Raw genomic sequence first — 25,786 nt, 5'->3', positions numbered from 1 at the left:
TAAATGTCGACTCATTCACAAGTCGTCTTACCTCCTTGGTGACCAGGAAACTTCTAGATAGGTCAGCGTGGCACCATGCCGACGGTTGGCGACTCTATGGCGTGTCACCGGTCCGCAGCAACACAATCCGCCGGACCCGGCCCGATGTGTCGGCAACGGAACACCCCTCTGTCAAGGGCGTAAGGGCGTCGCACGGCAGGTTTCACGGGTGTGCGAAACGGTTCAAGGGTTACGTTCGAGGCGAGTTGAACGAGTCTCGCAAAGTGACTCGACACACATTCGGCCGGACCCTGCGCGGCAAGGTCCGGCCGGACGCGCGATGTTGACGACCTGTGTTGACGTATCGCCTTTTATCGGTGGAGAGATCGGCCGACGGGCCGGGACGAATCGGTCGGACCGTCAGCCGAGCAGGGTCTCCAACTCGATGTGCTCGAGCCCGTGCGCCTCCGCGACCTCGCGGTAAACCACCTTGCCGTCATGGGTGTTGAGGCCCTTGGCGAGCGCCGGGTCACGGCGCAGCGCCTCGACCCAGCCGCGGTTCGCGAGTTCCACGATGTACGGGAGCGTGGCGTTCGTCAGCGCGTACGTCGACGTGTTGGGCACCGCGCCGGGCATGTTGGCGACGCAGTAGAAGACCGACTTGTGGACAGGGAAGGTCGGCTCGGCGTGCGTCGTCGGACGCGAGTCCTCGAAGCAACCGCCTTGATCAATCGCGATGTCGACAAGAACACTTCCGGGCTTCATCCGCGACACGAGCTCGTTGGTGACCAGCTTCGGGGCCTTGGCGCCCGGGATGAGCACGGCGCCGATGACGAGGTCGGCCTCGAGGCAGGCCTTCTCGAGCTCGAAGGCGTTGGAGACGACGGTCTGGATCTTCGTGCCGAAGATCCTGTCCGCCTCCTTGAGCTTGTTGATGTCGCGGTCGAGCAGGGTCACGTGGAAGCCCATGCCGATGGCGATCTGCGCGGCGTTCCAGCCGGAGACACCGCCGCCGATGACGACGGCCCGGCCGGCCAGCACGCCGGGGACACCACCGGGCAGCACGCCGCGGCCGCCGTTGGCGCGCATCAGGTGGTAGGCGCCGACCTGCGGGGCGAGGCGGCCCGCGACCTCGGACATCGGGGCGAGCAGCGGCAGTGCGCGACTGGGCAGCTCGACCGTTTCGTACGCGATCGCGGTGGTGCCGGACTCCAGGAGCGCGTCCGTGCACTCCTTGGACGCGGCCAGGTGCAGGTACGTGAAGAGCGTCTGGTCCTTGCGGAGGCGGTGGTACTCCTCGGCGATGGGCTCCTTGACCTTCAGCAGCAGGTCGGCGGTGGCCCAGACCTCGTCGGCGGTGCCGATGATCTGCGCGCCCGCGGCGACGAACTCGTCGTCCGTGATCGAGGAGCCGACGCCGGCGTTCTGCTCGATGAGGACCTGGTGGCCGTGGCGCACCAGCTCGTGCACGCCGGCGGGGGTGATGGCCACCCGGAACTCGTTGTTCTTGACCTCGCGGGGGATGCCGACCTTCACGTCGATCACGGTCCTTGGCTCAGAAGGGGTGTGGGGTTACGCAACGCGGCCAGGACAAGTCCTGGCAAACCGGCACGCACGGGAGCACACCGGGAGACACCACGAAAGGACGCGGCGGAGCCAGTCTAATGAAGGGATTCCCTCTGTCTAGCCTTTCAATGCATCAATCTTCTTCGGATGTACTACGGATTTCGCAGGCGTTAGCGTCTTGTTCCCTGGCTGAGGCGTCCTCGGGGAGCTCATCACCCAGCATGCGCTCGGCCGTGCCGCGGTGCAGCCGGGCGGCCGCGGGGTCTCCCAGCCGGTCCAGCGTGTCGGCGAGCCGGAGCTGCAGCGCGGCCTGCAGCCGTACGTCCTCGGCGCGGCGCGCCCACTCGACCGCCTCGTGGCAGGTGGCGAGGGACTCCTCGGGCCGGCCCGCGTACTCCTGCACCCGCGCCATCTCGCTCAACGCCCTTGCCTGGCCAGGCACATCACCCGTCCTGCGGTGCCCCGTGACCGCCGAGCGCCAGTTGAGCAACGCCTCGCCGTATCGGCCCGCGTAGGTGTGCACGGTGGCGATGCGGCCGTGCAGCCGGGCCGCGTCCACGCGCTCGTCGCGCGCGAGCCGCTGGGCGAGCGCGCGCCCGTACCAGTCGGCGGCCCGGTCGTAGTCCCCGAGCTCCTGATAGGCACCGCCTACGGATTCCATCGCGCGGCCGGTCGCATACGGGTCGTTCGCCTCGCGTCCGGCGTCGAGGGCGGCCCGGTAGCGGGCCAGGGCTTCCGTCGTACGGCCGGTCTGGGCGTCCAGATCGGCGAGGTTCAGCAGTGCGGCGGCCTTCTCGCGGGGCAGGTTCCGGCGCTCGGCGACGTCCAGGACGAGCCGGTGGATGCCGTACAGCTCGGGCGCCGCGGCCTGCGTACCGAAATGGGCGACCATCGCCCTCACCAGCGCGGCCATGAGACGGCGGGCCAGGGTGTCCAGCTCCCCGTCGGCGACCGCGAGCCGGGCGGCGGCCAGCAGCGCGGGCTGCCGGATGCGCAGCCAGTCGGCGGCCGCTCGGGGGTTCGGGAAGCGCAGCGCGCGGGGCATCCCGGCGAGCTTCTCGCGGGCGGGTGAGCTGTCGGTCTCGGTGATCGCACGGCAGGACACCAGCAGCCGTACGGTCCGCTCCAGCATCCGGGCGCGGGCCAGCTGGAGTTCGGCCGGTCGGTCCTGGGTCTCGGCGAGCGAGCGCAGCAGCGGCAGCAGACAGCCGGGCACCTCGTACTGCGGCAGCGGCGACTCGACGGGCCGGACGAGGCCGAGCTCGGTGAAGTCGTCCAGGGTGGTGCGGGCGGCGCCGACCGAGCAGCCGGCGAGCGCGGACGCGGTGTGCGGGTCGACGAGGCCCACGGGGGCGAGCGAGAGGAGTCGCAGTATCCGCGCGGCGGCCGCGGGCAGGGCCGTGTACGAGAGGCGGAAGACGCGGTCGAGGACCGAGCCCCCGTCACCCTCGGTGCGCAGCTGTTTGGCCAGGTCGGATACGGCCGCCTTGGGCCGGTGGGCGAGCCAGGCGCCGGCGAGGACAAGCGCGGCGGGCTGGGCCGCGCAGATCTCCACGAGTCCCTCGGCGGCGCGCGGGTCGACGGTGATGCGTACCGAGCCGGTGTACCGGCCGAGGAGATCGAGGGCGGACTTGGTGTCCAGGCCGCCGAGGGTGCAGGGGCGGACGTCGGGGATCCCGGTCAGGGGCCCGCCGGAAACGGCGACGACGAGGCAGTCGGGGGTCTCCGGAAGGAGCGCGTCGACCTGCTCGGCGTCGGCCGCGTCGTCGAGCAGGAGCAGGGTGCGGCGGGTGGCGAGCGCCTCGCGCACTCGCTCGGACAGGTCGTCCTCGTCGGCTCCCGCCGGGGCGGCCAGTTCGAGTGCGGTGAGCAGGTCACGGGCGGTTCGTTCGGTCGGTACGGGCGTGCCGTCGGGCTCGGTGAGCCTGGCCCGCAGGACGCCGTCCGGGTAACTGTCCGCGACCTGCCGTACGAGCTCCTCGGCGAGCGCGGTACGGCCGGAACCGGGCTTGCCCGCGATGAGCAGCACGCGCGCGCGTGGCGCTTTCCGGCCCGCGAGGGTGTCCAGTCCTGCCCGCTCGATGTCTGCCCGGAGTTCCTTCAACTCTCTTGTGCGGCCGAGGAACTGACTCTCCGTGGATGGGGGTCCCCCCGCTCGAGCGAAGTCGAGAGTGGGGGAGGATTGGACAGCCGGGCGCTGCCCCTTTTCCGACACCATCGCGTCGTCGGTGCCCACCGCCTGATCCGCCACGGGCCACACTCCCGTCCCACTGCACGCGCAAGCCCGCCGGGACTCCGGTCGGGGCGTTTCCAGAGCCTAGTTCACGCTCTGCGACGATCCGTGCCGAGCGCGGCGGGTACGTCCCCCGATCGGATCAGGCGATCGTCATACCGATGGGCCTCATGCGTGCGCCGGACTGGCTACCGGGGTGGAACCGGAGTGGATCACGCCTCGAAGGGGCGTGCGGGCCACGGCGCCTCGGCCGGGCGCAGTGCGTCCAGGCCGTCGCCGTGCCGGGCGGCGATCAGGGAAAGGACGCCCACGACGAGGCAGTTGTTGTGCAGCTCACCGGCGAGGACACCGCGTACGAGCTCGTCGACCGGAACGCGGGAGAGCTCCATGTCGGCCTCCTCGTCCTCGACCTCGAAGCGCCGGCCCTCGGCCTCGGAGAGATCGCGGGCGAGGAAGATGCGTACGGCCTCGTCGCAGCCGCCGGGCGTGGTGAACACGTCGGTCAGTACGCGCCAGTCCTCGGCCTTGACGTGGGCCTCTTCGTAGAGCTCGCGCTGGGCGGCGTGCAGCGGGTTCTCGCCGGGGACGTCGAGCAGGCCCGCGGGGATCTCCCAGAGCTTGTGGCGCACGGGGTGCCGGTACTGGCGGATGACCAGGACACGGCCCTGGTCGTCGAGGGCGAGCACGGCCACCGAGCCGGGGTGGACCTGGTAGTCGCGGCGGGCGACCGATCCATCGGGCATGACCACGTCGTCGGTGCGCACGGAGGTCTTGTTGCCCACGAACGGGGTCTCGGTCGCCCTGACCTCCCACTCCTCGGCGGTGTCCTTGATGGTCATGTCGACTTGTCCTCCCACGTACACAGAAAACCGGGGCACGCGTCGCAAAGGACCCGCACCCCGGCAACCGTACAACCCGTGTGTTACTTGCCCGTCTTGCGCTCCACCGCGGCCCTGACCAGGCCCGCGAAGAGCGGGTGCGGCCGGGTCGGGCGGGAGCGCAGCTCGGGGTGGGCCTGGGTCGCGACCAGGTAAGGGTGAACGTCGCGCGGGTACTCCAGGTACTCCACGAGCTTGCCGTCCGGGGACGTGCCGGAGAAATGCAGACCCGCCTTCTTCTCCAGCTCGGCGCGGTAGGCGTTGTTCACCTCGTAGCGGTGGCGGTGGCGCTCCTCGACGTACTCCTTGCCGTCGTACACCTCGCGCACGATCGAGCCCTCGGCGAGCTTGGCGGGGTACATGCCCAGGCGCATCGTTCCGCCCATGTCGCCTTCGCCCGCGACGATGTCGAGCTGCTCGGCCATGGTGGAGATGACCGGGTGGGCGGTGGCGGAGTCGAACTCGGTGGAGTTGGCGTCCGCGATGTCGGCGAGATTGCGCGCGGCCTCGATCACGATGCACTGCAGGCCCAGGCACAGGCCGAGCAGCGGGATCTTGTTCTCGCGGGCGTACTGGATGGCGCCGACCTTGCCGGACACGCCGCGGTCGCCGAAGCCGCCGGGGATGCAGATCGCGTCCACGTCGGCCAGCTGCTTGGCCGCGCCCGCCGGGGTCTTGCAGTCGTCCGAGGTGACCCACTTGATCTTCACGCGGGCCTTGTTGGCGAAGCCGCCCGCGCGCAGGGCCTCGGTGACCGAGAGGTAGGCGTCGGGCAGGTCGATGTACTTGCCGACGAGCGCGAGGTTGATCTCGTGCTGGGGGTTGTGGACGCGGTCGAGCAGGTCGTCCCAGACCGTCCAGTCCACGTCGCGGAACGGGAGGTCCAGCTTGCGGACGACGTACGCGTCGAGACCCTCGGTGTGCAGGACCTTCGGGATGTCGTAGATCGACTTGGCGTCGATGGCCGCGACCACGGCCGCCTCGTCGACGTCGCACATCAGCGAGATCTTGCGCTTGATCGCGGTGGGCACATCGCGGTCGGCGCGCAGCACGATCGCGTCTGGCTGGATACCGATGCTGCGCAGAGCCGCAACCGAATGCTGGGTCGGCTTCGTCTTCAACTCCCCGGAGGGGCCGATGTACGGAAGGAGCGAGATGTGGACGACGAACACATTGTCTCGACCGACCTCGTGACGGACCTGACGGACGGTCTCCAGGAACGGCTGCGACTCGATGTCGCCGACCGTGCCGCCGACCTCGGTGATGACGACGTCGACGTCGTCGGTGGCCATGCGCCGGATGCGGTGCTTGATCTCGTTGGTGATGTGCGGGATGACCTGCACGGTGTCGCCGAGGTACTCGCCGCGCCGCTCCTTGGCGATGACCGTCGAGTAGACCTGCCCGGTGGTGACGTTGGCGGAGCCGTCCAGATCCACGTCGAGGAAGCGCTCGTAGTGACCGATGTCCAGGTCGGTCTCGGCGCCGTCGTTGGTGACGAACACCTCACCGTGCTGGAACGGGTTCATGGTGCCCGGGTCGACGTTCAGATACGGGTCGAGCTTCTGCATGGTGACCCGCAGACCCCGCGCCTTGAGCAGCGCGCCCAGGCTGGAGGCGGTCAGACCCTTGCCGAGGGAGGAGGCGACACCCCCGGTGACGAAGATGTGCTTGGTCGTCGTGGCTGTGCTGCTTCGAAAAGCAGCGGGCGGCATGGCCAAGAGGGGGCTCCCGTGGTCGCGGTCTGGAGTGCGGTACGGCTGCCCGGCCCGGAGGTTTCCGGAGGTGCCGTCGCTGCGGTTCGGGGGTCCCTTTTCCTGCCGGGGCGCCCACCGGTCCACGGGCTACCAGGGTATCAGCGCCAGGGCGAGGCCGCTTCCGGCCACGCTCTGCACACGGGCCGACACGGACCACAGTCGTGCTCACTCGTTCGGCTCTGTCCGGTTGTCGGGAGGGGCGCGCGGATCATCAGCGTGCGTCGTATCCTGCTCGGACGATCGCTGCCGAGCCCGGCCGGCAAACGGCACCACCCACGCCCGTCTCCCGGAACTACGAGAGCTCGTCAGGTCGTTTCGCTACGACATCACTACGACAATTGACGTCGCGCGACGACGATTTACAAACGTTCCCTTGACCGCAAGAGCGACCGCCCCTCGGGGGGCGACGTGGCCGTTCGACTGGAGATGCACGTGGCCGGGCGCATCGAAGACTACGCACTCATCGGAGACATGCAGACAGCTGCGCTGGTCTGCCGGGACGGCACGGTGGACTGGCTGTGCCTGCCCCGTTTCGACTCCCACGCCGTCTTCGCCGGACTGCTCGGTACGGAGGAACACGGATTCTGGCGGCTCGGTCCCGCGCACGCGGCCGGCGGCGAACCGCCGACTGCGGCCCGCCGCCGCTACCGCGGCGACTCGCTGATCCTCGAATCCGAGTGGGATACCTCACGCGGCACGGTCCGCGTGACGGATTTCATGCCCCCGCGTGACGGCGCACCGCAGCTGATCAGGATCGTCGAGGGCGTCACGGGCCGGGTGCCGATGCGCTCCGCGCTGCGGATGCGTTTCTCGTACGGGCGGGTCGTTCCCTGGGTGCACAAGCACGAGGGGCGGACCGTGGCCGTCGCCGGGCCCGACTCCGTGTGGTTCGACACGGCGTGCGAGACCTACGGCAAGGCGCTCACGACGTACTCGGACTTCACGGTCGCGCCGGGTGACCGGATCGCGTTCACGATCTCCTGGGAGCCCTCGCACAAGCAGCCGCCCGCTCTGCCGGAGCCTGAGGGCGCGCTGGAGGCCACCGAGGACTTCTGGCGCGAGTGGGTGGAGCAGTGCACGTATCACGGGCCCTACCGCGAGGCCGTGGTCCGCTCGCTGATCACGCTGAAGGCGCTGACGTACGGACCGACGGGCGGCATCGTCGCCGCCCCGACGACGTCCCTGCCGGAGGAGATCGGCGGCGTCCGCAATTGGGACTACCGCTACACGTGGCTGCGTGACGCGGCGATCACGCTGTCGTCGCTGCTGCGCACGGGCTACCGCGAGGAGGCGCGCGCCTGGCGCGAGTGGCTGCTGCGCGCGGTCGCGGGCGACCCCGAGAACCTGCAGATCATGTACGGCATCGCGGGCGAGCGGGAGTTGGGCGAGGCGGAGCTCGACTGGCTTCCCGGATACGAGAACTCAGGGCCCGTACGCGTCGGGAACGGCGCCGCGCACCAGCTCCAGCTGGATGTGTACGGCGAGGTGACGGAGGCCCTGCACCTGGCCCATATGACGGGTCTGGCCCGTAACGACTACGCCTCGCTCCTCCAGCTGAAGCTGATCCGCTACCTGGAGGACCACTGGGACGAGCCGGACGAGGGCATCTGGGAGGTGCGCGGCCCGCGCCGCCACTTCGTGCACTCCAAGGTGATGGCCTGGGTCGCGGTGGACCGCACCATAAAGCTCATCGAGTCCGGCGACGCGGACGGCCCGCTGGAGAAGTGGCGCGAGCTGCGCGACGACATCCACCGGGACGTGTGCGAGCGGGGCTACGACAAGGAGCGCAACACGTTCACGCAGTCGTACGGCTCCAAGGAACTGGACGCCTCGCTGCTCCTCATCCCGCAGATGGGCTTCCTGCCGCCGGACGACAAGCGTGTGATCGGCACGATCGAGGCGATCCAGCGCGAGCTGTCGACCACGGACGGCTTCATCCTGCGCTACCCGACCGCCGGTGAGGACGCGGGCGTGGACGGCCTCGAGGGCGACGAGGGCGCGTTCCTGGCCTGCTCGTTCTGGATGGCGGACGACCTCGCGATGATCGGCCGCGTGGACGAGGCCCGCAAGCTCTTCGAAAAGCTGCTGGCCCTGCGCAACGACCTCGGTCTCCTCGCGGAGGAGTGGGACCCGCGCCTCCAGCGCCAGGTCGGCAACTTCCCGCAGGCTTTCAGCCACGTGCCCCTGATCGACACGGCACTGCGGCTGACCGCGTCCGGGGCGTACGGCGGCTGAGCCGAGCGTGTACGGCGGCTGACACGAGTAGGGCGGTCGGCCCGCGCACTCGGCGCGACCGATCCGCCGTGCCCGCCTAGGCTGGAAGCCATCAATGCCCCTGTTCGGAAGGGGGCGGCCATGGCTTCCCTCTCGAAGGCGGGCGCGGCACTCGCCGCGCTGCGCGAGGATCTCGTCGGCGATGTCTTCGCCCCTGAAGATCCGGGGTACGACGCGGCCCGGACGGTCTTCAACGCGATGATCGACCGGCGGCCGGCCGTGATCGCGCAGTGTGCGAACGAGGCCGATGTCAGCCGGTCGGTGCGGTTCGCCCGGGACCTGGACCTGAAGATCGCGGTCCGCGGCGGCGGTCACAGCGTGGCGGGCATGGCCCTCAACGACGCCGGTCTGGTCGTCGACCTGCGCCGGATGCACGCCGTGACGGTCCACCCCGGGGCCGCGGCGGTACGCGTCGAGGGCGGCGCCACGATGAGCCATCTGGACCGCGCCACCGAGCCGTACCACCTGGCGACCACCGGCGGACGGGCCTCGACCACCGGCGTCGGCGGCTTCGTGCTGGGCGGCGGCAGCGGCTGGCTGGAGCGGAAGTTCGGCCTCGCGATCGACAATCTGCTCGGGGTGGAGCTGGTGACCGCCGACGGCACGACGGTGCACGCGAGCGCCGAGGAGAACCCGGAGCTGTTCTGGGCCCTGCACGGCGGCGGCGGCAACTTCGGCGTCGCGACCGCGCTGACCCTGAAACTGCACGAGCTGCCTGAGTTCGCCATCGCCCTGCTGCTCTATCGGCCGGAGTCCGGACCGGAAGTGATCCGCGTCTACCGCCAGATCATCGAGACCGGCCCGCTGGAGGCGAGCGGCGCCGTCCTCTACATCACAGGCCCGCCCGAGGAGTTCGTCCCCCAGCACCTGCTCGGCAGGCTGGTGTGCGGGGTCCTCCTGGCGTACGCCGGCAGTGAGGACGACATGCGCAAGACCGCCCAGCCCCTGCTGGCGCTGCCGCACGAGGCCGAGGTCGTCACCGCGATGCCGTACGCGGACGTGCAGTGCATGATCGACGATCCGCCCGGGATGCGAAACTACTGGTCGGCGGAGTATCTGACCGGCCTGCCCGACGAGCTCGTGGACGTCTTCTGCGCCCGCGCGGACACGATGCCCGTGCCCACGGGAACCCAGCACGTGCTGTTCCCGCTGGGCGGCGCGGTCGCCGACGGCCCCCGCGAGTTCCCGGTGCCGTACCGGGACGCGCCCTGGGCCGTGCACCCCTTCGGCATCTGGGAGGACCCGGCGGACGACGCGCGGTCCATCCAGTGGGTGCGGGACGTGCGCGCCGACGTCCGGCCGTGGCGCACCGGCGCGATCTACCTCAACTTCATCGGGAACGAGGGCGAGGACCGGGTCGAGGCCGGTCTGGGCCCTGAGAACACCCGGCGACTGGCCGAGGTGAAGGCCCGGTACGACCCGGACAACGTGTTCCGCTTCAACCACAACATCGCGCCCTTGTAGGGCCCCTCCGGCGGATCGTGGGATCAGGCCGAGGACCGGGTAGCGTCCGCGTCATGGACAGCCTGGACAGCCGTATCGACACGCCGGACGCGCAGGGTGGCGGGATCACCGTGCGGCGGGCCCTGGAGCTGCCCGGACTGCGTGGCGGGCTGCCGGAGATCCTGGCGGGCGCCGACGGGCTGGGCCGTATCGTGCGCTGGGTGCACGCGGGCGAGGTGCCGCACATCGCCTCGCTGCTGAAGGGCGGCGAGCTGCTCCTGACCACGGGGTACGGGCTCGGCACCCGCCCCGCCGACCAGCGCGCCTTCGTCCGCACCCTCGCCGAGCGCGGCATCGCGGCCCTCGTCGTGGAGCTGGGGCCGCGCTTCACCCGGCTGCCCGCGGCCCTCGTGGAGACGGCACGCACGGCCGGTCTGCCGCTGGTCCAGCTGCACCGCGAGGTGCCGTTCGTGACGGTCACCGAGGAGATCCACACCGAGATCGTCAACGGCCACTACGCGCTGCTCCAGCGCGCCGAGGAGGTGCACCGGCGCTGCACGGAGGCGCTGCTCGGCGGGGGCGGCATCCCGCAGGTCCTCGGCATCCTGGCCGACTTCAGCGGCAACCCGGTCTTCCTGGAGACACCGGACGGACAGCTCCTGTACGCCGCCGGGGCCGGCCCCGCGAACGCCGATCCGCTCCAGGTGTGGGAGGGGCTGCGCGGCCAGCACAAGGACGACCCGCCCGCCGGGTCGGCCCTCGTGGACGTGCCCGGCGGCGGGCCCGGCACCGGCTCGGTCCGCGCCCGGCTCGTCCTCCTGCCCGTGAACGCCCCGCTCGCGCCCGTGCACCGGATGGCGGCGGAGCGGGCCGCGGGCATCCTCGCCGTGGTCCTGATGCAGGCCCGCCAGGAGGAGGAGCTGGCGGCGCGCGGCCGCGGCGACTTCCTCACCGACCTCGCCGAGGGCCGCATAGCGGCCGAGGACGCGCCCGCACAGGCCCGCGTCCTCGGCTTCAAGCCGGGTCCGGGTCCGCTGCTGCCGGTGGTGATGCGGCTCGCCGACGGGCTGTCCCCCGGTGGCGGCTGGGCGGTGCTGGCGCGTGCGGTCGCCGAGGAGCTGGCCTCGGTGGGCGTGCCGGTCCTGCTGGGCGTACGCCCCGTGGAGGGCCGCGTACCGCTGCTGCTCGGCCTGCGTTCGGAGTCGGAGCGGTCGGCGGTCGCGGACCGGGTCGCGGCGGCGCTGCGGGCCGGTGTGGAGCGGGCGGGCATGCAGCGGCCGGGGGCGCAGCCGCCGGTCGTGGTGGTCGGCGTGGCGGGCGGCTGGGCGGCAGCGTCGGCGGGCCTGCGGCACGCGGCCGAGACGGCCACGGCGGCCCAGGGGCTGTCCGACCGCCCCTGGTACGACGCCCGGCGGCTGGACATCGACCTGCTGCTGTGGCGCCTGCGGGACCACCCGGACCTGGCTGCCTTCGTGGATCGCGCGATCGGCCCCGTCCGCGACCACGACAACCGCTCCAAACCGCCGCTGCTGCCCACCCTGGAGACGTACTTGGCGCACGCGGGCCGCAAGGCGGAGACCGCGCGCGAGCTCCACCTCAACCGGCAGACGCTGTACAACCGGCTCGCGAGGATCGGGGAGTTGCTCGGCACGGACCTCGACGACCCGCAGACGGTGCTGGCGCTGAGCCTCGCGCTACGGGCACGCAGGCTTGTCCCTTGATCACTGCCTCTGGTATCGAGCCGCTGTCGCCGGCTTGTACCGCTGGCTCTGGGATCGAGCCGCTGTCTCTGGGCTTGCGGCTCACGAAAGCGGCAGGGGCTTGGTCAGCTCGTCGTACACGCTGAGGACTTGGGCCACCGTCTCGTCCTCGGTCGGCCAAGTGGCCGCCTGGAGCGTGCCCTTGTCCTTGAGGACCTCACGCCGGTCCGGGTCGGCCAGCAGCCTCGCGACGGCCTCGGCGAGCGCTTCCGAGTCTCCGTGCGGGACGAGTTCGGCCGCGTCGCCGACGAGTTCGGGGATGCCGCCGGCGGCGGCCGCGACGAGCGGCACGCGCGCGTGGAGGGCCTCCTGGGCGAGCACGGAGCGTGATTCCGGGCTGCTTGGCAGCAGGGCGAGATCGGCGGCCGCGAGCAGTTCCCCGATGTCGTCGCGCCGGCCGACGAGACGTACCGGCAGCCCTTCGCCCTCGATACGCCGCTGGAGTTCGCCGCGCAACGGCCCCTCCCCGGCGATCACGAGCAGCGGCACGGGCTCGAGCCGCCGCCACGCGCGCGTGGCGTCCAGCAGCGTGTCGTACCCCCGGTGCCGGTCGAGGGAACCGACGGCCATCAGCAACGGCCGGTCGGTCGCGCCGAGTTCGGCACGCGCCTTGGGCCGCAGCCGGTCGCCGTCCTCGTTCCCGGCGAGGGGCCTGCGCGGGGCCGGCAGCGCGACCGCGGCAAGCCGGGCATCCCGCGCTCCCCTGCTGCGGGCCCGGTCCACGAGGTCGGACGACGACCCGAGCACCACGGACGCGGCCCTGGCCACGCGCCGCTCCAGAAGACGCAGCAGATGCGCCCGCGCACCCTCGGCGTGCGGGCGGGAGTGCAGCGTGACGACGAGCGGGACGCGCCGCCCGCTGAGCGCGAGTGCGGCCCGCAGCGCAGCGTGCAGACCGTGCGCGTGCACCAGGTCGGCGTCCACGCAGGCCGCCCGCAGCACGGCCACGGAGGACGGGTCGTTGCGCCTCGGCACGTGCACATGGTCGGCGCCGACGCCGCTGAAGTCGTACGCGTGGTCGGCCGCGGCCGGGGCGCACACGGTGACCCGCACGCCCCGCGCGACGAGCCCCGACGTCAGCGACCGCACATGGGCACTGCTGCCCGCGCTGCCGCCGCCGAGCACTTGGACAGTGCGCAGCGGCGCCTGTCCGTGCGGTGAGTGGCTGCTCACGTGGCTCACGTGGCCGGGGCTCCTGGTTCGGCGTCGGGCGGTCACGAAGAAAGTACAGAAGGAACGCGCGATGGGGGTGTACCGCTCGTTGTCCTTCTCAAGGATGCCAGGGCGCGCGGGGGTTGCCGACCACTGAGGGGGCGCGGCGGTGGTGGGTGAGGGGGATGGGGCGGGACGGTCACTCACATGAGTGAGAGGCGGGTGGTGTGCGAAGGCAGGCCGAGGCGGGCGTCATCCCCTGCGAGCCCCCGTTCACTCCCCCGGCGGCACCCACCCCTTCGTACGCGAACGCCTACCCGTCCGCCCGAGCCGTCGCCAGCAGCTCCTCCGCATGCGCCCGGGCCGTCTCCGAGTCCTCCTGACCGGCCAGCATCCGGGACAGCTCACGGATCCGCTCCTCGCCCTCCAGGATCTTCACGCCGGACCGGGTGACCGACCCGTCGTTGGTCTTCTCGACCAGTAGCTGCCGGTCGGCGAAGGCGGCCACCTGCGGCAGATGGGTGACGACGACGACCTGCGCACTCTTGGCGAGACGCGCGAGACGACGGCCGATCTCGACCGCGGCCTTGCCACCGACACCGGCGTCCACCTCGTCGAAAAGGTACGTCGGCACGGGATCCGTACCCGCGAAGACAACCTCGACCGCGAGCATCACGCGCGACAGCTCACCACCGGACGCGCCCTTGGCGATGGGCCGCGGCGGAGCCCCCGGGTGCGGGGCGAGGAGCAGTTCGACCTCGTCGGCACCGGCGGGCCCGTACGCGACCGGGCGCCCACCGACCTCCACGCCCTCCGGGTCCTCGGTCTGCCGGATCTCGAACGACACGCGCGCGTGCGGCATGGCAAGCGAGGCCAGCTCGGCGGTCACGGCGGCGGCGAAGCGCTCGGCGGCCTCCGTACGGGCGTCCGTCAACGCCTGTGCCAGCCCGCCCAGTTCGGCCCGCAGCGCGTCCCGCTCGGCGGTCAGCTCGCCGATCCGGTCGTCGTCGCTGTCCAGCTCCAGGAGCCGCGCGGTTCCCTGCTCGGCCCAGGCCAGTACGGCGCTCACGTCCTCGCCGTACTTCCGGGTCAGCGCGGTGAGCGCGGCGCGCCGCTCCTCGACCGCCGCGAGCCGCAGCGGATCGGCGTCGAGGTCGTCGGCGTACCCCGCCAGCTCCCCCGCCACATCGCCCAGCAGGATCCCGATCTCCCCGATCCGGGCGGCGAGCGCGCCGAGGGCCGCGTCGTGGGACCGTACGGCCTCCAGGGCCCGGTGCGCGCCCGCGACGAGCGTCGTGGCGTCGATGCCCTCCGGGTCCTCGGGGTTGCCCGCGAGGGCGGCGTGCGCGGCCGTGGCGGCGGACGCGAGCGCCTCCGCGTGCCCGAGCCGCTCGGCCTCGGCCGCCAGCTCGACGTCCTCGCCCGCCCGGGGCTCCACCGCCGCGATCTCGTCGAGCCCGAAGCGCAGCATGTCGGCTTCCTGGGCCCGTTCACGAGCGCGCGTGGTGATCTCGTCCAGCTCGGCGGAGATGCCACGCAGCCGCCGGTACGCGCCCGCGTACTTGGCGAGCGGCACGGCGACCGCGTCGCCCGCGTACCGGTCGAGGGCCTGCCGCTGCCGGGACAGCTTGAGCAGCCCCTGCTGGTCCGTCTGGCCGTGCACGGCCACGAGCTCGTCCGCGAGCTCGGCGAGCAGCCCCACGGGCACGGAACGCCCGCCCAGGTGTGCGCGCGAGCGTCCCTCGGCGGAAACGGTACGGCTGATCAGCAGCGTCCCGTCGTCGAGCTCGGCCCCGGCCTCCTCGGCCCGTACGACGGCCGAGGAGCCGTCGGGTACGGCTATCCGCCCCTCCACGACCGCGTTCTTGGCCCCGATCCGCACGAGGGCCGCGTCGGCGCGGCCGCCCAGCAGCAGGCCCAGGCTGGTGACCACCATCGTCTTGCCCGCGCCGGTCTCGCCGGTCACGGCGGTGAAGCCGGGTGACAGCTCGACGACCGCGTCGTCGATGACTCCGAGCGACCGTATCCGCATCTCCTCCAACACGGACATGACCTTACGAGGTTTGGCCCGCCCGGCGCGACGCCGCCCCTAGTCCCTGCGCAAACACCCTGGTGTGGGGCGCCGGGGCTCACCCCCAGGGACCACACCGGTTGACTGGAATGCCTGTCCCTCGACTGCGGGTCGTCTTTGGGGGCGGTAGCCCCTGCTTTTGAGGGGCGCGGGGAACTGCGCGACCAGCCCCCGCCCACCCGCACGAGACCAACGACATCTACCCGGCGCCCCCGCTCCCTGCGGAGCACTCAGTGCGGAGCGCCCCGCCAACCCGCCACCGGCAGCGCGAACTTGGCGACGAGCCGGTCGGTGAACGACGCGTGGTGCAGCCGGGCCAGCCGCACCGGCACGGCCCCGCGGCGGACCTCCACGCGCGCGCCGGGTGGCAGTTCGATCGTGCGGCGGCCGTCGCACCACAGGACCCCGGGCGGGATGTGCGGCAGGATCTCCACGGCCAGCACCGAGTTCGGCGAGGTCACCAGCGGCTTGGCGAACAGGGCGTGCGCGCTGATCGGCACCATGAGCAGGGCCTCGACCTCCGGCCACACCACGGGACCGCCCGCGGAGAAGGCATACGCCGTGGACCCGGTCGGCGTCGACAGGACGATCCCGTCGCACCCGAACCCGGTCACCGGCCGCCCGTCGATCTCCAGCACGACCTCGAGGAGCTTCTCGGCCCCCGCCTTCTGCACGGCGGCCTCGTTCAGCGCCCAGTCCGTGTGCACGACATCGCCGTTGCTGTGCACGACGACGTCGACGGTCATGCGCTCCTCGACCTCGTACGCCCTCGTCACCACCCGGTCGACGACCTTGTCGAGGTCGTCGCGCTCGGCCTCCGCGAGGAAGCCGACACGACCGAGGTTGACGCCGAGCATCGGCACCCCGGAGGCGCGGGCGAACTCGGCGCCGCGCAGCAGCGTCCCGTCACCGCCGAGGACGATCAGCAGCTCGCACCCGTCGAGGCACTCGGGAGTCGCCTCCTTGACGAGTTCCACCGTCGGCGGCAGCGGCAGGTCGGCCGCCTCCGCCTCCAGGACCCGTACGCCGAGGCCGGAGCGCAGGAGCCCCTGGACGACGAGCTCGGCACTGCGGATGGCCGCGGGCCGTCCGGTGTGGGCGAGCAGGAAAACAGTACGAGCTCGGGTCTGTGTCAACGCGGCCCCTCCGCCACTGCACGGTCAACGTCGGCCGGGTCCAGTGCGGGTGCCCCGGCACGCAGCCACAGAAAGTACTCGACATTCCCGGAGGGTCCGGGCAGCGGGCTGGCCGTCACGCCCTTCACCCCGAGTCCCAGTTCCCCCGCCTGCCGGGCCACACCGCGCACGGCGTCCGCCCGCAGCTCGGGGCTGCGGACGACTCCGCCGCTCCCGAGCCGTTCCCTGCCCACCTCGAACTGCGGCTTGACCATCATCACCAGGTCGGCTCCGGGCGCCGCGCACCGCACAAGGGCGGGCAGCACCAGGCCGAGCGGAATGAAGGACAAGTCACCGACAATAAGGTCCACCGGCTCCCCATCGATCGCCTCCAACGTCAACTCGCGTACGTTCGTACGGTCTTTGACGGTCACGCGTTCATCACTCTGGAGAGACCACGCCAACTGCCCGTAGCCGACGTCCACGGCGACGACATGGGCGACGCCCGCGCGCAGCAGTACATCGGTGAAACCGCCGGTCGAGGCGCCGGCGTCCAGGGCCCGCCGCCCTTCGACCTCGAGGCCGAGCGGAACGAATGCCTCCAGTGCCCCGGCGAGCTTGTGGCCGCCGCGCGAGACGTAGTCGGGATCGTTGTCGTCCTGGGCGACCACGATGGCGGCCGCGGTCTCCACCTGGGTGGCGGGCTTGGTCGCGAGGGTCTTGCCGACGGAGACCCGCCCGGCGGCGATCAGCTGTCCGGCGTGCTCGCGCGAGCGGGCGAGCTTGCGTCGGACCAACTCGGCGTCGAGGCGGCGTCGTGCCACTCCTGCCACGTTCGGTTCAGCTCCTGTGTGCGTACGAGGTAGAGGTAGGGGGCGCCGGAGGTCCCGGGCGGGCGTCGAGCGCGGTGAGCGCGTCGCGCAGCCCCCGGTGTACATCCTCGTACACCTCCACGTGCCCGTCCGTGGCGAGGTGGTCCGCGTCGGCCAGCCGGTCGAGCTGGGCGTCGACCTCGGCGTTGCCCGTGGGCGTGCGTGGCACGTTCAGCGGGGCGGGGTCGGCGGGGGCGAACTCGGGCCCGGTCTCGGGTTCACCCTCGGGCTCGGATCCGACTTCGGGTCCGGTCTCGACTTCGGGTCCGGCTTCGGCTTCGGCTTCGAGTCCGGCTTCGGCTTCGGCGGACAGCACCGGCTCCGCTCCGACCTCGACCGGAACGTCTGCCTCCGTACCGAAGGGGCCCGTGCCGAAAGGCTCGGCCTCCGGGCCGGTCATGGAGTCGCTCATGCCCCGACGCTACCGCGAAGCGCTGGGGTACCGTCGATCGCGATGGCGACGATTGAGGAGTGCCGGAGCGCACTCGACAAGCTCTCGGACAACATGGCGGGCGCGGAGGGCGACGTGCGCAGCGCAGCCGCGTTGGACCGCTCGCTGAGCTGCCGTATCACCGACCTCGACATCACCTTCGTCGGCCGTCTCAAGGGCGGCCGGATAGAGGTGCTCGACACGGTCCAGGGCCCTCCGCCCGAGAAGGCCCAGATCCGGCTCACAATGGCCGGCGACGACCTGGTCGCGATGGTCAACGGCGAACTTAACTTCGCGAAGGCCTGGGGTTCGGGCCGGGTCAGACTCGAAGCGGGCCTGCTCGACCTGCTCCGCCTCAGAAAGCTGCTCTGACCCAGATGCTCTGCCCCCGAGGCTCCGCCCCCGATCCGGATGGGCCCGGAGCGCTGCTCCGACGCCGTTCGGCTAGCCCGTTCGGCTAGCCCTTCGTGACGCCGGCGGCGGGTGCGGCGGTCGTACGTGCCTTCCGCCCCGCCGGCACCACCAGCGGCGTGCCCGTCTCCGGGTCGTCGATGACCTGGCAGCGCAGCCCGAAGACCTCCTCGACCAGCTCGGCCGTGACGATGTCCGACGGCCTACCCTCGGCGATGACCGAGCCGTCGCGCAGGGCGATCAGGTGAGTGGCGTACCGGGCGGCGTGGTTGAGGTCGTGCAGCACGGCGACCAGGGTGCGGCCCTGCTCCTCGTGGAGTTCCGCGCACAGGTCGAGCACGTCGATCTGGTGCTGGATGTCGAGATAGGTGGTCGGCTCGTCGAGCAGCAGCAGCGGGGTCTGCTGGGCGAGCGCCATGGCGATCCACACGCGCTGGCGCTGGCCTCCGGAGAGCTCATCGACATAACGGTCGGCCAGCTCGGCGACCCCGGTCGAGGTCATCGACTCGCGTACGACCCGCTCGTCCTCGGTCGACCACTGGCGCAGCAGCCCCTGGTGCGGATAGCGGCCACGCCCCACAAGGTCGCCGACCGTGATCCCGTCGGGCGCGATCGACGACTGGGGCAGCAGCCCGAGCGTCCTGGCCACCTTCTTCGCGGGCATCGACTGGATGACCTGCCCGTCAAGGAGCACCCGGCCCTGGTTGGGCTTCAGCATGCGGGAGAGCGCGCGCAGCAGCGTGGACTTGCCGCAGGCGTTCGGGCCGACGATCACGGTGAAGGAGTTGTCCGGTATCTCGACCGACAGCTGCTCCGCGATGACGCGCTGGTCGTAGGCGAGGGTGACGCTCTCGGCGGACAGGCGGTTCACAGTGCTCCCTTGGTCGTTCATGTGCGGCCCGCCATCGGCGCCCGTACGCGTCGTGCCACTCGATTTGCCACTCGTCGTGCCGCTCGACTTGCCACTCATCTTGCCGTCGGCTCTCATATCCGGCCCGCCTTCCGCTCGGTGGCCAGGAGCCACAGCAGATAGACACCGCCGAGTACTCCGGTCACCACGCCGACAGGCAGCTGGTCGGCGCCGAAGGCCCGCTGCGAGGCCCAGTCCGCGACGACCAGCAGGGTGGCGCCCATGCACATCGCGGGCACCAGATTGGGTCCGGGTGAGCGAGTGAGGCGCCGCGCGAGCTGCGGCGCGGTGAGCGCGACGAAGCCGACCGGGCCCGCGGCGGCGGTGGCGGCCGCGGTGAGCAGCACGGCGGCCACCAACAGCAGCAGCCGCGTCCGCTCGACCCGCACCCCGAGCGCGTACGCCACGTCGTCGCCCATCTCCAGCATCCGCAGCCCGCGCGCGTTGCCGAGGACCAGCGGTACGAGGACGGCGCACAGGATGAGCAGCGGCCAGACCTGGGCCCAGTCACGGCCGTTGAGCGAGCCGGTCATCCACACGACCGCGCGGGCCGCGTCGACGAGGTCGGCCTTGGTGATCAGATAGCCGTTGACGGCCGTGAGGATCGCGGCGACACCGATACCGACCAGGACCAGTCGATATCCGTGCACTCCCTGCTTCCACGCGAGCACATAGATGGCGAATCCGGTCGCCAGACCGCCGATCAGCGCTCCGAGGGCGACCTGGGTGGCGCTCCCCGAGAACAGCACGATCATCACGAGCGCGCCGGCCGTCGAGCCCTGCCCGAGACCGAGCACGTCCGGACTGCCCAGCGGATTGCGGGAGATGGCCTGGAAGAGCGCACCGCCGAGCCCGAGCGAGGCCCCCACCAGGAGCCCGACCAGGACCCGCGGCAGCCGCAGTTCGTTGACGATGAACTCCTGGCCCGCGTCGCCGTTGCCGAGCAGTGTCTTGAGGACGTCGGTGGCGGGGATCGGGAAGTCGCCGGTGCCGATGAGGACGACGCTCGCGGTGAGCGCGGCCACCAGCAGCAGGGCAACAACCGTGAACGCCCGGATGTCGACACGGACCGACAGCCCGCCACCGGCACGGACCGTCCGGCCGCGGAAGGCCCGGGCGGGGACCGCCTGATCGCGCTCGGCCTGATCGCGCTCGACACGTTCGGCCTGTGTGCGCTCGAGATGGTGGTGTCCGGCCTGGTTGCGTGGGGCCTTCACAGCTGCGCCGTCCTCCGCCGTCGTACGAGAAAGATGAAGACCGGGCCGCCGAGGATCGCGGTGACGATGCCGACCTGGAGTTCCGCGGGCCGCGCTACCAGCCGGCCGATGACGTCGGCGCCTAGCAGCAGCACCGGCGAGAGCACGGTGGCGTACGGCAGGATCCAGCGCATGTCGGGCCCGGTGAAGGACCGTACGAGGTGCGGGATCATCAGCCCGACGAACATGATCGGCCCGCAGGCGGCCGTCGCCGCCCCGCACAACAGGGTCGCGGCCGCCATGGACAACGCGCGAGTGCGGCCCAGATGCGCGCCGAGCGCGCGGGCGGTGTCGTCGCCCATGGCCATGGCGTTCAGCGGGCGGGCGAGGACCAGTGCCAGGACCGTACCGATCGCGAGGAACGGCAGCACCTGCCCGATGGTCGAGTCGGTGGCCGAGGACAGCGAACCGACCGTCCAGAAGCGCATCTTGCCGAGCGCCGCCTCGTCCATGATCATCACGGCCTGCAGATAGCCGTAGAGCGCGGCGCTGATCGCGGTGCCGGCGAGCGCGAGCCGCACCGGCGTCGAACCCCGGCTGCCGCCGAGGAAGTACACCAGCGCCCCGACGACGGCCGCGCCCGCGAAGGCGAACCACACATAGCCGCTCAGCGAGGTGACGCCGAAGAAGGTGATGGCCGTGACGACCGCGGCGGACGCGCCCGCGTTGATGCCGAGCAGTCCGGGATCGGCGAGCGGGTTGCGGGTGAGCGCCTGGAGCACAGCTCCGGAGAGGCCGAGCGCGGCGCCGACGAGCAGCCCGAGGACCGTACGCGACAGCCGCTCGCTCACCACGACGTCGCCGTACGTCCCCGAGTCCTCGAACAGACCGTGCCAGACCTGCTCCAGGGACAGCTCTTTTGCGCCGATCGCGATGCTCGCCAAAGCGACGAGCACCAGCACGGCGACGGACACGAAGAGCCCAGCGGCCCGTATCGCCCGGCGGGTCGGGGGCGCGGGGGCGGTCTCCGCGCTCGGTTCGGGGGGACTGTCGACCAACACGCAGTTAGGTTAGCCTACCCTCGCTACGAGCTCGATCCGCGTACGCGGTGACCTGCGCAACCTCCCCCTTCGAGCTGGTAAGGCCCCGTGCCGAAGGGCCCGCGCTCACAATCCCAGCCGCGCCAGCGCCTTGCCCCCGTCCAGCTCGCACGCCCCGTCCCCGGCAGCCGTCCAGGCGGCGGCACACAGCGCCCGCAGCCCGTCCATCGCCTCGCCCTCACCCTCCAGTTCCAGGCGCTCGCTCCCAGCCGTCGCCGTCCAGCCGCCGCAGCGGAACCCGTCGGCCGCCTCGACGACCTCGGGCTGCCCGGTCAACAGCCCCCGCAGATCGGCGTCGACATACGTCGGCCGGTGTTCCGGCGGCGCGGCGAGGAGCTGCGCCCCGTCCGCCACTCCGGTGAGCACCAGGAGCGAGTCCACCGCACCGTTGAACGCGCCCTCGATGTCCGTGTCGAGCCGGTCCCCCACCACCAGCGGCCGCGCCGCGCCTGTCCGCAGGATCGTCTCGCGGTGCATCGGCGGCAGCGGCTTGCCCGCCACCTGCGGCTCGGCGCCCGTGGCGATGCGTACGACCTCCACGGCCGCCCCGTTGCCCGGGGCGATCCCGCGCGCACTGGGGATCGTCAGGTCGGTGTTGGAGGCAAACCACGGCACCCCGCGCGCGATGGCGTAGCAGGCCTCGGCGAAGCGCCCCCACGGCAGATCCGGCCCGCCGTACCCCTGGACGACCGCCACCGGATCGTCCTCGGCCGACTCGACCGGCTCCAGCCCGCGCTCGCGCAGCGCGACCCGCAGACCGTCACCGCCGATCACCAGCACGCGCGCGCCCGCGGGAACCTGCTCACTGATCAGCCGGGCCACGGCCTGCGCCGACGTGATGACGTCCGACTCCTCGGTCGGTATCCCCAGCTCCGTGAGGTGCGCGGCGACGGTGTCGGGCGTCCGCAGCGCGTTGTTCGTGACATACGCGAGACGCATCCCGCCCGCACGGGCCGTGCCGAGCGAGTCGACCGCGTACGCGATCGCGTTCCCTCCCGCGTACACCACCCCGTCCAGGTCGAGCAGCGCCGTGTCGTACGCCTCGCTCAGGGCCCGGTCACTGCCCTCGGGGCTCGTCCGCACGGTCTGGCTCATTACGCATCGCTCCTCGTTCGATCCCTTTCCCCCGATCATCGCGCATGGCACTGACACACTTACGATGCATCAATGAACACTGCAGGTCCCGGGGACGTACCGGCACGTATGGGCCTTGATCTGACCCCGTTCCGGGGCCTGCGCTACGACCCCGACCGGGTCGGCAGCCTCTCCGCCGTCACTTCCCCGCCGTACGACGTGGTCGTGCGCCCCGACGGCCTGCACCACCTCGAATCGGCGGACCCGCACAACATCGTCCGGCTGATCCTGCCGCAGGCTCCCACGCCCAGCGTCCGCAACGAGCAGGCGGCGGACACCCTGCACCGCTGGCTGTCCGAGGGCGTCCTGACCACGGACTCCGAGCCCGGCCTGTACGTCTACGAGCAGCGCGACGGCGACGGCATGCTGCAGCGGGGCGTCATCGGCGCCCTGCGCCTGTCGGAGCCGTCGGACGGCGTGGTCCTGCCGCACGAGGACGTCATGCCGCACGTCGTCGCGGACCGCGCCGCGCTGATGCGCGCCACCTCCGCGAATCTCGAACCCCTGCTGCTGACCTACCGCGGCAATGGCGCCGCCGCCGGCACGACAGCCGTCATCGAGCACACCGCCGAGCGTCCTCCCCTGCTGTCCACCACCACGGAGGACGGCTTCAGCCACCGTCTGTGGTCGGTGACCGACCCGGCCGACCAGGCCGAGATCCAGACAGATCTGGCCCGCCGTCAGGCCCTCATCGCCGACGGACACCACCGCTGGGCCACGTATCTGCGTCTACGCGCGGAGCATCCCTCCCCCAGCCCCTGGGACTTCGGCCTGGTACTCCTGGTCGACACCGCGCGCTATCCGCTCCGCGTCCGCGCCATCCACCGCCTCCTGCACCGCCTCCCGGTGCCCGACGCCCTCGCCGCCCTGGGCGACTCCTTCCGCGTACGCCAGGTCGAGGGCCCCCTGTCCGCAGCGCTGGATGCCCTCTCCGAAGCGGCCGCCGAAGGAAATGCCTTCCTCCTTGCGGGCGACGGCACCTTCCACCTCGTCGACCGTCCGTCCCCGGACCTCCTCGCCCGTACGATCCCGGCCGACCGCCCAGAGGCCTGGCGCACCCTCGACGCGACGGTCCTGCACGCCACGCTCCTCGACCATGTCTGGCGGATCCCCGATGTCCCGGAGCACATCGCGTACATCCACGACACGTCGGCCACGGTCGCCAAGGCCGAGCGCGACGGCGGAACGGCCGTCCTGATGCACCCGGTCCGCGAGGAGGTCGTACGCGACCTGGCGAGCCAGGGCGTCACGATGCCCCGCAAGTCGACGTCGTTCGGCCCGAAGCCGGCGTCCGGGCTGGTGCTGCGCACGCTGGGCCTCTGAAACACGCGTGGGCGGGACCCCCTGAAGGATCCCGCCCACGTGCTCGTACGACTCCTGCGGGGCGTCAGCCCTCCAGGTCGTCCTTGTTGCCGCCTTCGGCCTCTTCGGCATCTTCGGACTCTTCGGCCTCTGCGCCGTCGACCTCGGCATCCTTGTCGACCTCGGCAGCATCCTTGTCGACCTCGGCCGACTCCGGTGCCTGAGCCTCGGAGGTCACGACCTCGACCTCACTGTCACGCTCGCCCTCTCCGTCGCTCTCGTCCTCGCCGAGGGCGTCGACGAACTCCACGCCGTCCAGCTCGGCGAGCCGGTCCGAGGCGTCCGTGCTGCCCTCCTTGTCGGACTCGACGGCCTTGGCGAACCACTCACGCGCCTCGTCCTCACGACCGGCCGCGAGCAGCGCATCGGCGTACGCGTAGCGCAGTCGCGCGGTCCAGGGCTGTACGGAGTTGGAGGCCAGCTCGGGGCTCTGCAGCGTGACGATGGCCGCGTCGAGCTGGTCCATGTCCCGCCGCGCACCGGCCGCCACGAGCCGCATCTCGACCTGGCCGGCCTTGTCGAGCTTCTGCACCTCGGGCGCCCCGGCCATGTCGAGCGCCTTCTCGGGCCGCCCGAGACCACGCTCGCAGTCCGCCATGACAGGCCACAGGTCCACGTTGCCGGTCATGCGCCGGGCAGCCCGGAACTCGGCGAGCGCCTCGCTGTACTTCTGGTTCGCGTACGCGGCGAAGCCGGCCGCTTCCCGCACAGCGGCGACACGCGACGCCAGCCGCAGGGCGACCCTGGAGTAGCCGTACGCGCCCTCGGGGTCCTCGTCGATGAGCCTGGCCACCATCACCAGGTTCCTGGAGACGTCATCGGCGAGCCCCTTCGGCAGGCTCATCAGCTCCTGCCGTACGTCCTTGTCGATCTCCTCGCCCGTGACGTCGTCCGGGATCGGCAGCCGCTTGATCGGCTCGCGGTCGCGGTCACGCTCGTCACGGAAGCGGCCACCTCCACGGCGGTCGTCGCCCCGGCGGTCGTCACGTCGGTCGTCGCGTCCCCGGAAGCCGCCACCGGGGCGGCCACGGCTGTCATCGCGACGCGGTCCGCCACGGCCGCGGTCGTCCCGTCGGTCATCGCGTCCACGGTCGTCGCGTCCGCGGTCATCGCGTCCACGGAATCCGCTGCCGGCGCCACGGCTGTCGTCCCGACGGAACCCACCACGGTCACCGCCACCACCACGGCTCTCACCACGGCTGTCATCACGACGATCGTCACGGCGATCGTCCCGACGGACAAAGCCGGCACGGTCACCGTCGCGGCGGTCATCACGCCGGTCATCACGCCGGTCGTCCCTGCGCTCGTCACGGCGGTCGTCCCGACGGAAGCCACCACGATCGCCGCCACCACCACGGCTGTCATCGCGACGGAAGCCACCACGGTCATCGCTGCGGCGATCGTCACGACGGCCATAGCTGCCACGGTCACGGTCGTCACGGCTCGGCCCACTGGGACGGTCGTCCCGACGGAACCCACCGCGGTCGCCGCCCCCACCACGGCTGTCATCGCGCCGGTCGTCGCGGCGGAACGCCGGACGGTCGCCGTCACGCCGGAAGCCGCCACGGTCACGGTCATCACCACGACGGTCATCACGACGGAAGGGCGCACGGTCCCCGCCACCCCGCGGACCACCACTGCGATCGTCGTCACGGCGGAACCCACCACGGTCACCGCCACCACCACGGCTGTCATCACGACGGAAGCCACCACGGTCGTCACCTCGACGATCATCGCGACGGAAGCCGCCACGATCGCCGCCACCACCGCGGTTGTCGTCACGGCGGGGGCCACCCCGCTCGTCGTCACGGCGGACGGGCGGGCGGTCGCTGTCACGCCGGAAGCCGCCGCGGTCCCGGTCGTCACGACTCGGGCCACCGGGACGGTCGTCGCGCCGGAATGGCGGCCGGCCTCCACGGTCCCGGTCGTCGCGCCCTCGGAACCCGCCGCCACCGCCGCCACGGTTGTCGTCCCGGCGGAAGCCACCACGGTCGCCGCCGCCACGGTTGTCATCGCGGCGAGGACCGCCTCGCTCGTCGTCACGACGGAAAGGCGGACGGTCTCCGTCACGCCGCGGACCACCACTGCGACCGTCGTCACGACGGAACCCACCACGGTCACCGCCACCACCACGGCTGTCATCACG

Annotated in this window: 20 protein-coding genes; 5 read left to right on the top strand and 15 right to left on the bottom strand. The window is 71.6% G+C overall.

Annotation, left to right across the window (positions count from 1 at the left end):
- Positions 1-399: 399 nt before the first annotated feature.
- The 4 genes from ald to GAS53_RS22310 all read right to left on the bottom strand — a co-directional run bounded on the left by ald (position 400) and on the right by GAS53_RS22310 (position 6,368).
- On the bottom strand, positions 400-1,515 hold the full coding sequence (gene ald, locus GAS53_RS22325; RefSeq protein ID WP_151479558.1) for an alanine dehydrogenase: 1,116 nt from the start codon (positions 1,513-1,515) through the stop codon (positions 400-402).
- A 163-nt stretch (positions 1,516-1,678) separates the two neighbouring features.
- Positions 1,679-3,796: a tetratricopeptide repeat protein gene (locus GAS53_RS22320; protein ID WP_225859034.1), complete on the bottom strand. Its 2,118-nt coding sequence runs from the start codon at positions 3,794-3,796 to the stop codon at positions 1,679-1,681.
- 194 nt (positions 3,797-3,990) lie between these two features.
- Positions 3,991-4,617 (bottom strand): NUDIX domain-containing protein, encoded by a 627-nt coding sequence (locus GAS53_RS22315; protein ID WP_151479439.1) that lies wholly within the window; start codon positions 4,615-4,617, stop codon positions 3,991-3,993.
- Between the two features lie 83 nt (positions 4,618-4,700).
- Positions 4,701-6,368: a CTP synthase gene (locus tag GAS53_RS22310; protein WP_151479556.1), complete on the bottom strand. Its 1,668-nt coding sequence runs from the start codon at positions 6,366-6,368 to the stop codon at positions 4,701-4,703.
- Positions 6,369-6,842: 474 nt separating this feature from the next.
- Between GAS53_RS22310 and GAS53_RS22305 the strand changes: the two genes are divergently transcribed.
- From GAS53_RS22305 to GAS53_RS22295, 3 genes are all read left to right on the top strand, one after another.
- Complete coding sequence (locus GAS53_RS22305) at positions 6,843-8,645, top strand: glycoside hydrolase family 15 protein (RefSeq protein WP_192583242.1); 1,803 nt, start codon at positions 6,843-6,845, stop codon at positions 8,643-8,645.
- A gap of 120 nt (positions 8,646-8,765) precedes the next feature.
- Positions 8,766-10,148, top strand: a complete 1,383-nt coding sequence (locus GAS53_RS22300; RefSeq protein ID WP_151479438.1) for an FAD-binding oxidoreductase — start codon at positions 8,766-8,768, stop codon at positions 10,146-10,148.
- A gap of 53 nt (positions 10,149-10,201) precedes the next feature.
- A complete protein-coding gene (locus tag GAS53_RS22295; protein WP_192583234.1) occupies positions 10,202-11,848 on the top strand; it encodes a PucR family transcriptional regulator in 1,647 nt (548 codons plus the stop codon).
- Between the two features lie 81 nt (positions 11,849-11,929).
- On the opposite strand, the gene GAS53_RS22290 is transcribed toward GAS53_RS22295, so the two are convergent.
- The 5 genes from GAS53_RS22290 to GAS53_RS22270 form a co-directional block, all read right to left on the bottom strand.
- Positions 11,930-13,069: a glycosyltransferase family 4 protein gene (locus GAS53_RS22290; RefSeq protein ID WP_151479437.1), complete on the bottom strand. Its 1,140-nt coding sequence runs from the start codon at positions 13,067-13,069 to the stop codon at positions 11,930-11,932.
- 283 nt (positions 13,070-13,352) lie between these two features.
- Complete coding sequence (gene recN, locus GAS53_RS22285; RefSeq protein WP_225859033.1) at positions 13,353-15,089, bottom strand: DNA repair protein RecN; 1,737 nt, start codon at positions 15,087-15,089, stop codon at positions 13,353-13,355.
- A gap of 251 nt (positions 15,090-15,340) precedes the next feature.
- Positions 15,341-16,246 carry an NAD kinase gene (locus GAS53_RS22280; RefSeq protein WP_151479436.1) on the bottom strand — a complete coding sequence of 302 codons (906 nt, stop codon included), beginning with the start codon at positions 16,244-16,246 and terminating at the stop codon, positions 15,341-15,343.
- Positions 16,243-17,058 (bottom strand): TlyA family RNA methyltransferase, encoded by an 816-nt coding sequence (locus tag GAS53_RS22275; RefSeq protein WP_151479435.1) that lies wholly within the window; start codon positions 17,056-17,058, stop codon positions 16,243-16,245. Before GAS53_RS22275 ends, GAS53_RS22280 begins: the two co-directional genes overlap by 4 nt.
- Before the next feature lie 7 nt (positions 17,059-17,065).
- On the bottom strand, positions 17,066-17,410 hold the full coding sequence (locus GAS53_RS22270) for a hypothetical protein (protein ID WP_151479552.1): 345 nt from the start codon (positions 17,408-17,410) through the stop codon (positions 17,066-17,068).
- Between the two features lie 141 nt (positions 17,411-17,551).
- Here GAS53_RS22270 and GAS53_RS22265 point away from each other — a divergent pair, with 141 nt between their 5' ends.
- Positions 17,552-17,899: an SCP2 sterol-binding domain-containing protein gene (locus GAS53_RS22265; RefSeq protein WP_151479434.1), complete on the top strand. Its 348-nt coding sequence runs from the start codon at positions 17,552-17,554 to the stop codon at positions 17,897-17,899.
- Between the two features lie 85 nt (positions 17,900-17,984).
- On the opposite strand, the gene GAS53_RS22260 is transcribed toward GAS53_RS22265, so the two are convergent.
- The 4 genes from GAS53_RS22260 to GAS53_RS22245 form a co-directional block, all read right to left on the bottom strand.
- Positions 17,985-18,830, bottom strand: coding sequence for an ABC transporter ATP-binding protein (locus GAS53_RS22260; protein ID WP_151479551.1), 846 nt, complete (start codon positions 18,828-18,830; stop codon positions 17,985-17,987).
- A 92-nt stretch (positions 18,831-18,922) separates the two neighbouring features.
- The gene (locus GAS53_RS22255) at positions 18,923-19,924 is read right to left on the bottom strand and encodes a FecCD family ABC transporter permease (RefSeq protein ID WP_151479550.1); all 1,002 of its coding nucleotides are present in this window, start codon (positions 19,922-19,924) and stop codon (positions 18,923-18,925) included.
- A 137-nt stretch (positions 19,925-20,061) separates the two neighbouring features.
- Positions 20,062-21,105, bottom strand: coding sequence for a FecCD family ABC transporter permease (locus GAS53_RS22250; protein WP_151479433.1), 1,044 nt, complete (start codon positions 21,103-21,105; stop codon positions 20,062-20,064).
- A 105-nt stretch (positions 21,106-21,210) separates the two neighbouring features.
- Complete coding sequence (locus GAS53_RS22245) at positions 21,211-22,239, bottom strand: HAD hydrolase-like protein (RefSeq protein ID WP_151479432.1); 1,029 nt, start codon at positions 22,237-22,239, stop codon at positions 21,211-21,213.
- A 72-nt stretch (positions 22,240-22,311) separates the two neighbouring features.
- On the opposite strand from GAS53_RS22245, the gene GAS53_RS22240 reads away from it, so the two are divergent.
- Positions 22,312-23,601, top strand: a complete 1,290-nt coding sequence (locus GAS53_RS22240) for a DUF1015 domain-containing protein (protein ID WP_151479431.1) — start codon at positions 22,312-22,314, stop codon at positions 23,599-23,601.
- Positions 23,602-23,665: 64 nt separating this feature from the next.
- On the opposite strand, the gene GAS53_RS22235 is transcribed toward GAS53_RS22240, so the two are convergent.
- Positions 23,666-24,484 (bottom strand): tetratricopeptide repeat protein, encoded by an 819-nt coding sequence (locus GAS53_RS22235; RefSeq protein WP_151479430.1) that lies wholly within the window; start codon positions 24,482-24,484, stop codon positions 23,666-23,668.
- Positions 24,484-25,786 (bottom strand): hypothetical protein (locus GAS53_RS55265; protein WP_192583233.1); only part of this gene is annotated, 1,303 nt, incomplete at its 5' end. The genes GAS53_RS22235 and GAS53_RS55265, both read right to left, overlap by 1 nt.

The sequence above is a fragment of the Streptomyces albicerus genome, from assembly GCF_008905045.1.
Classification (GTDB): domain Bacteria; phylum Actinomycetota; class Actinomycetes; order Streptomycetales; family Streptomycetaceae; genus Streptomyces; species Streptomyces albicerus.
This window is presented reverse-complemented; position numbering and strand designations above follow the sequence as displayed.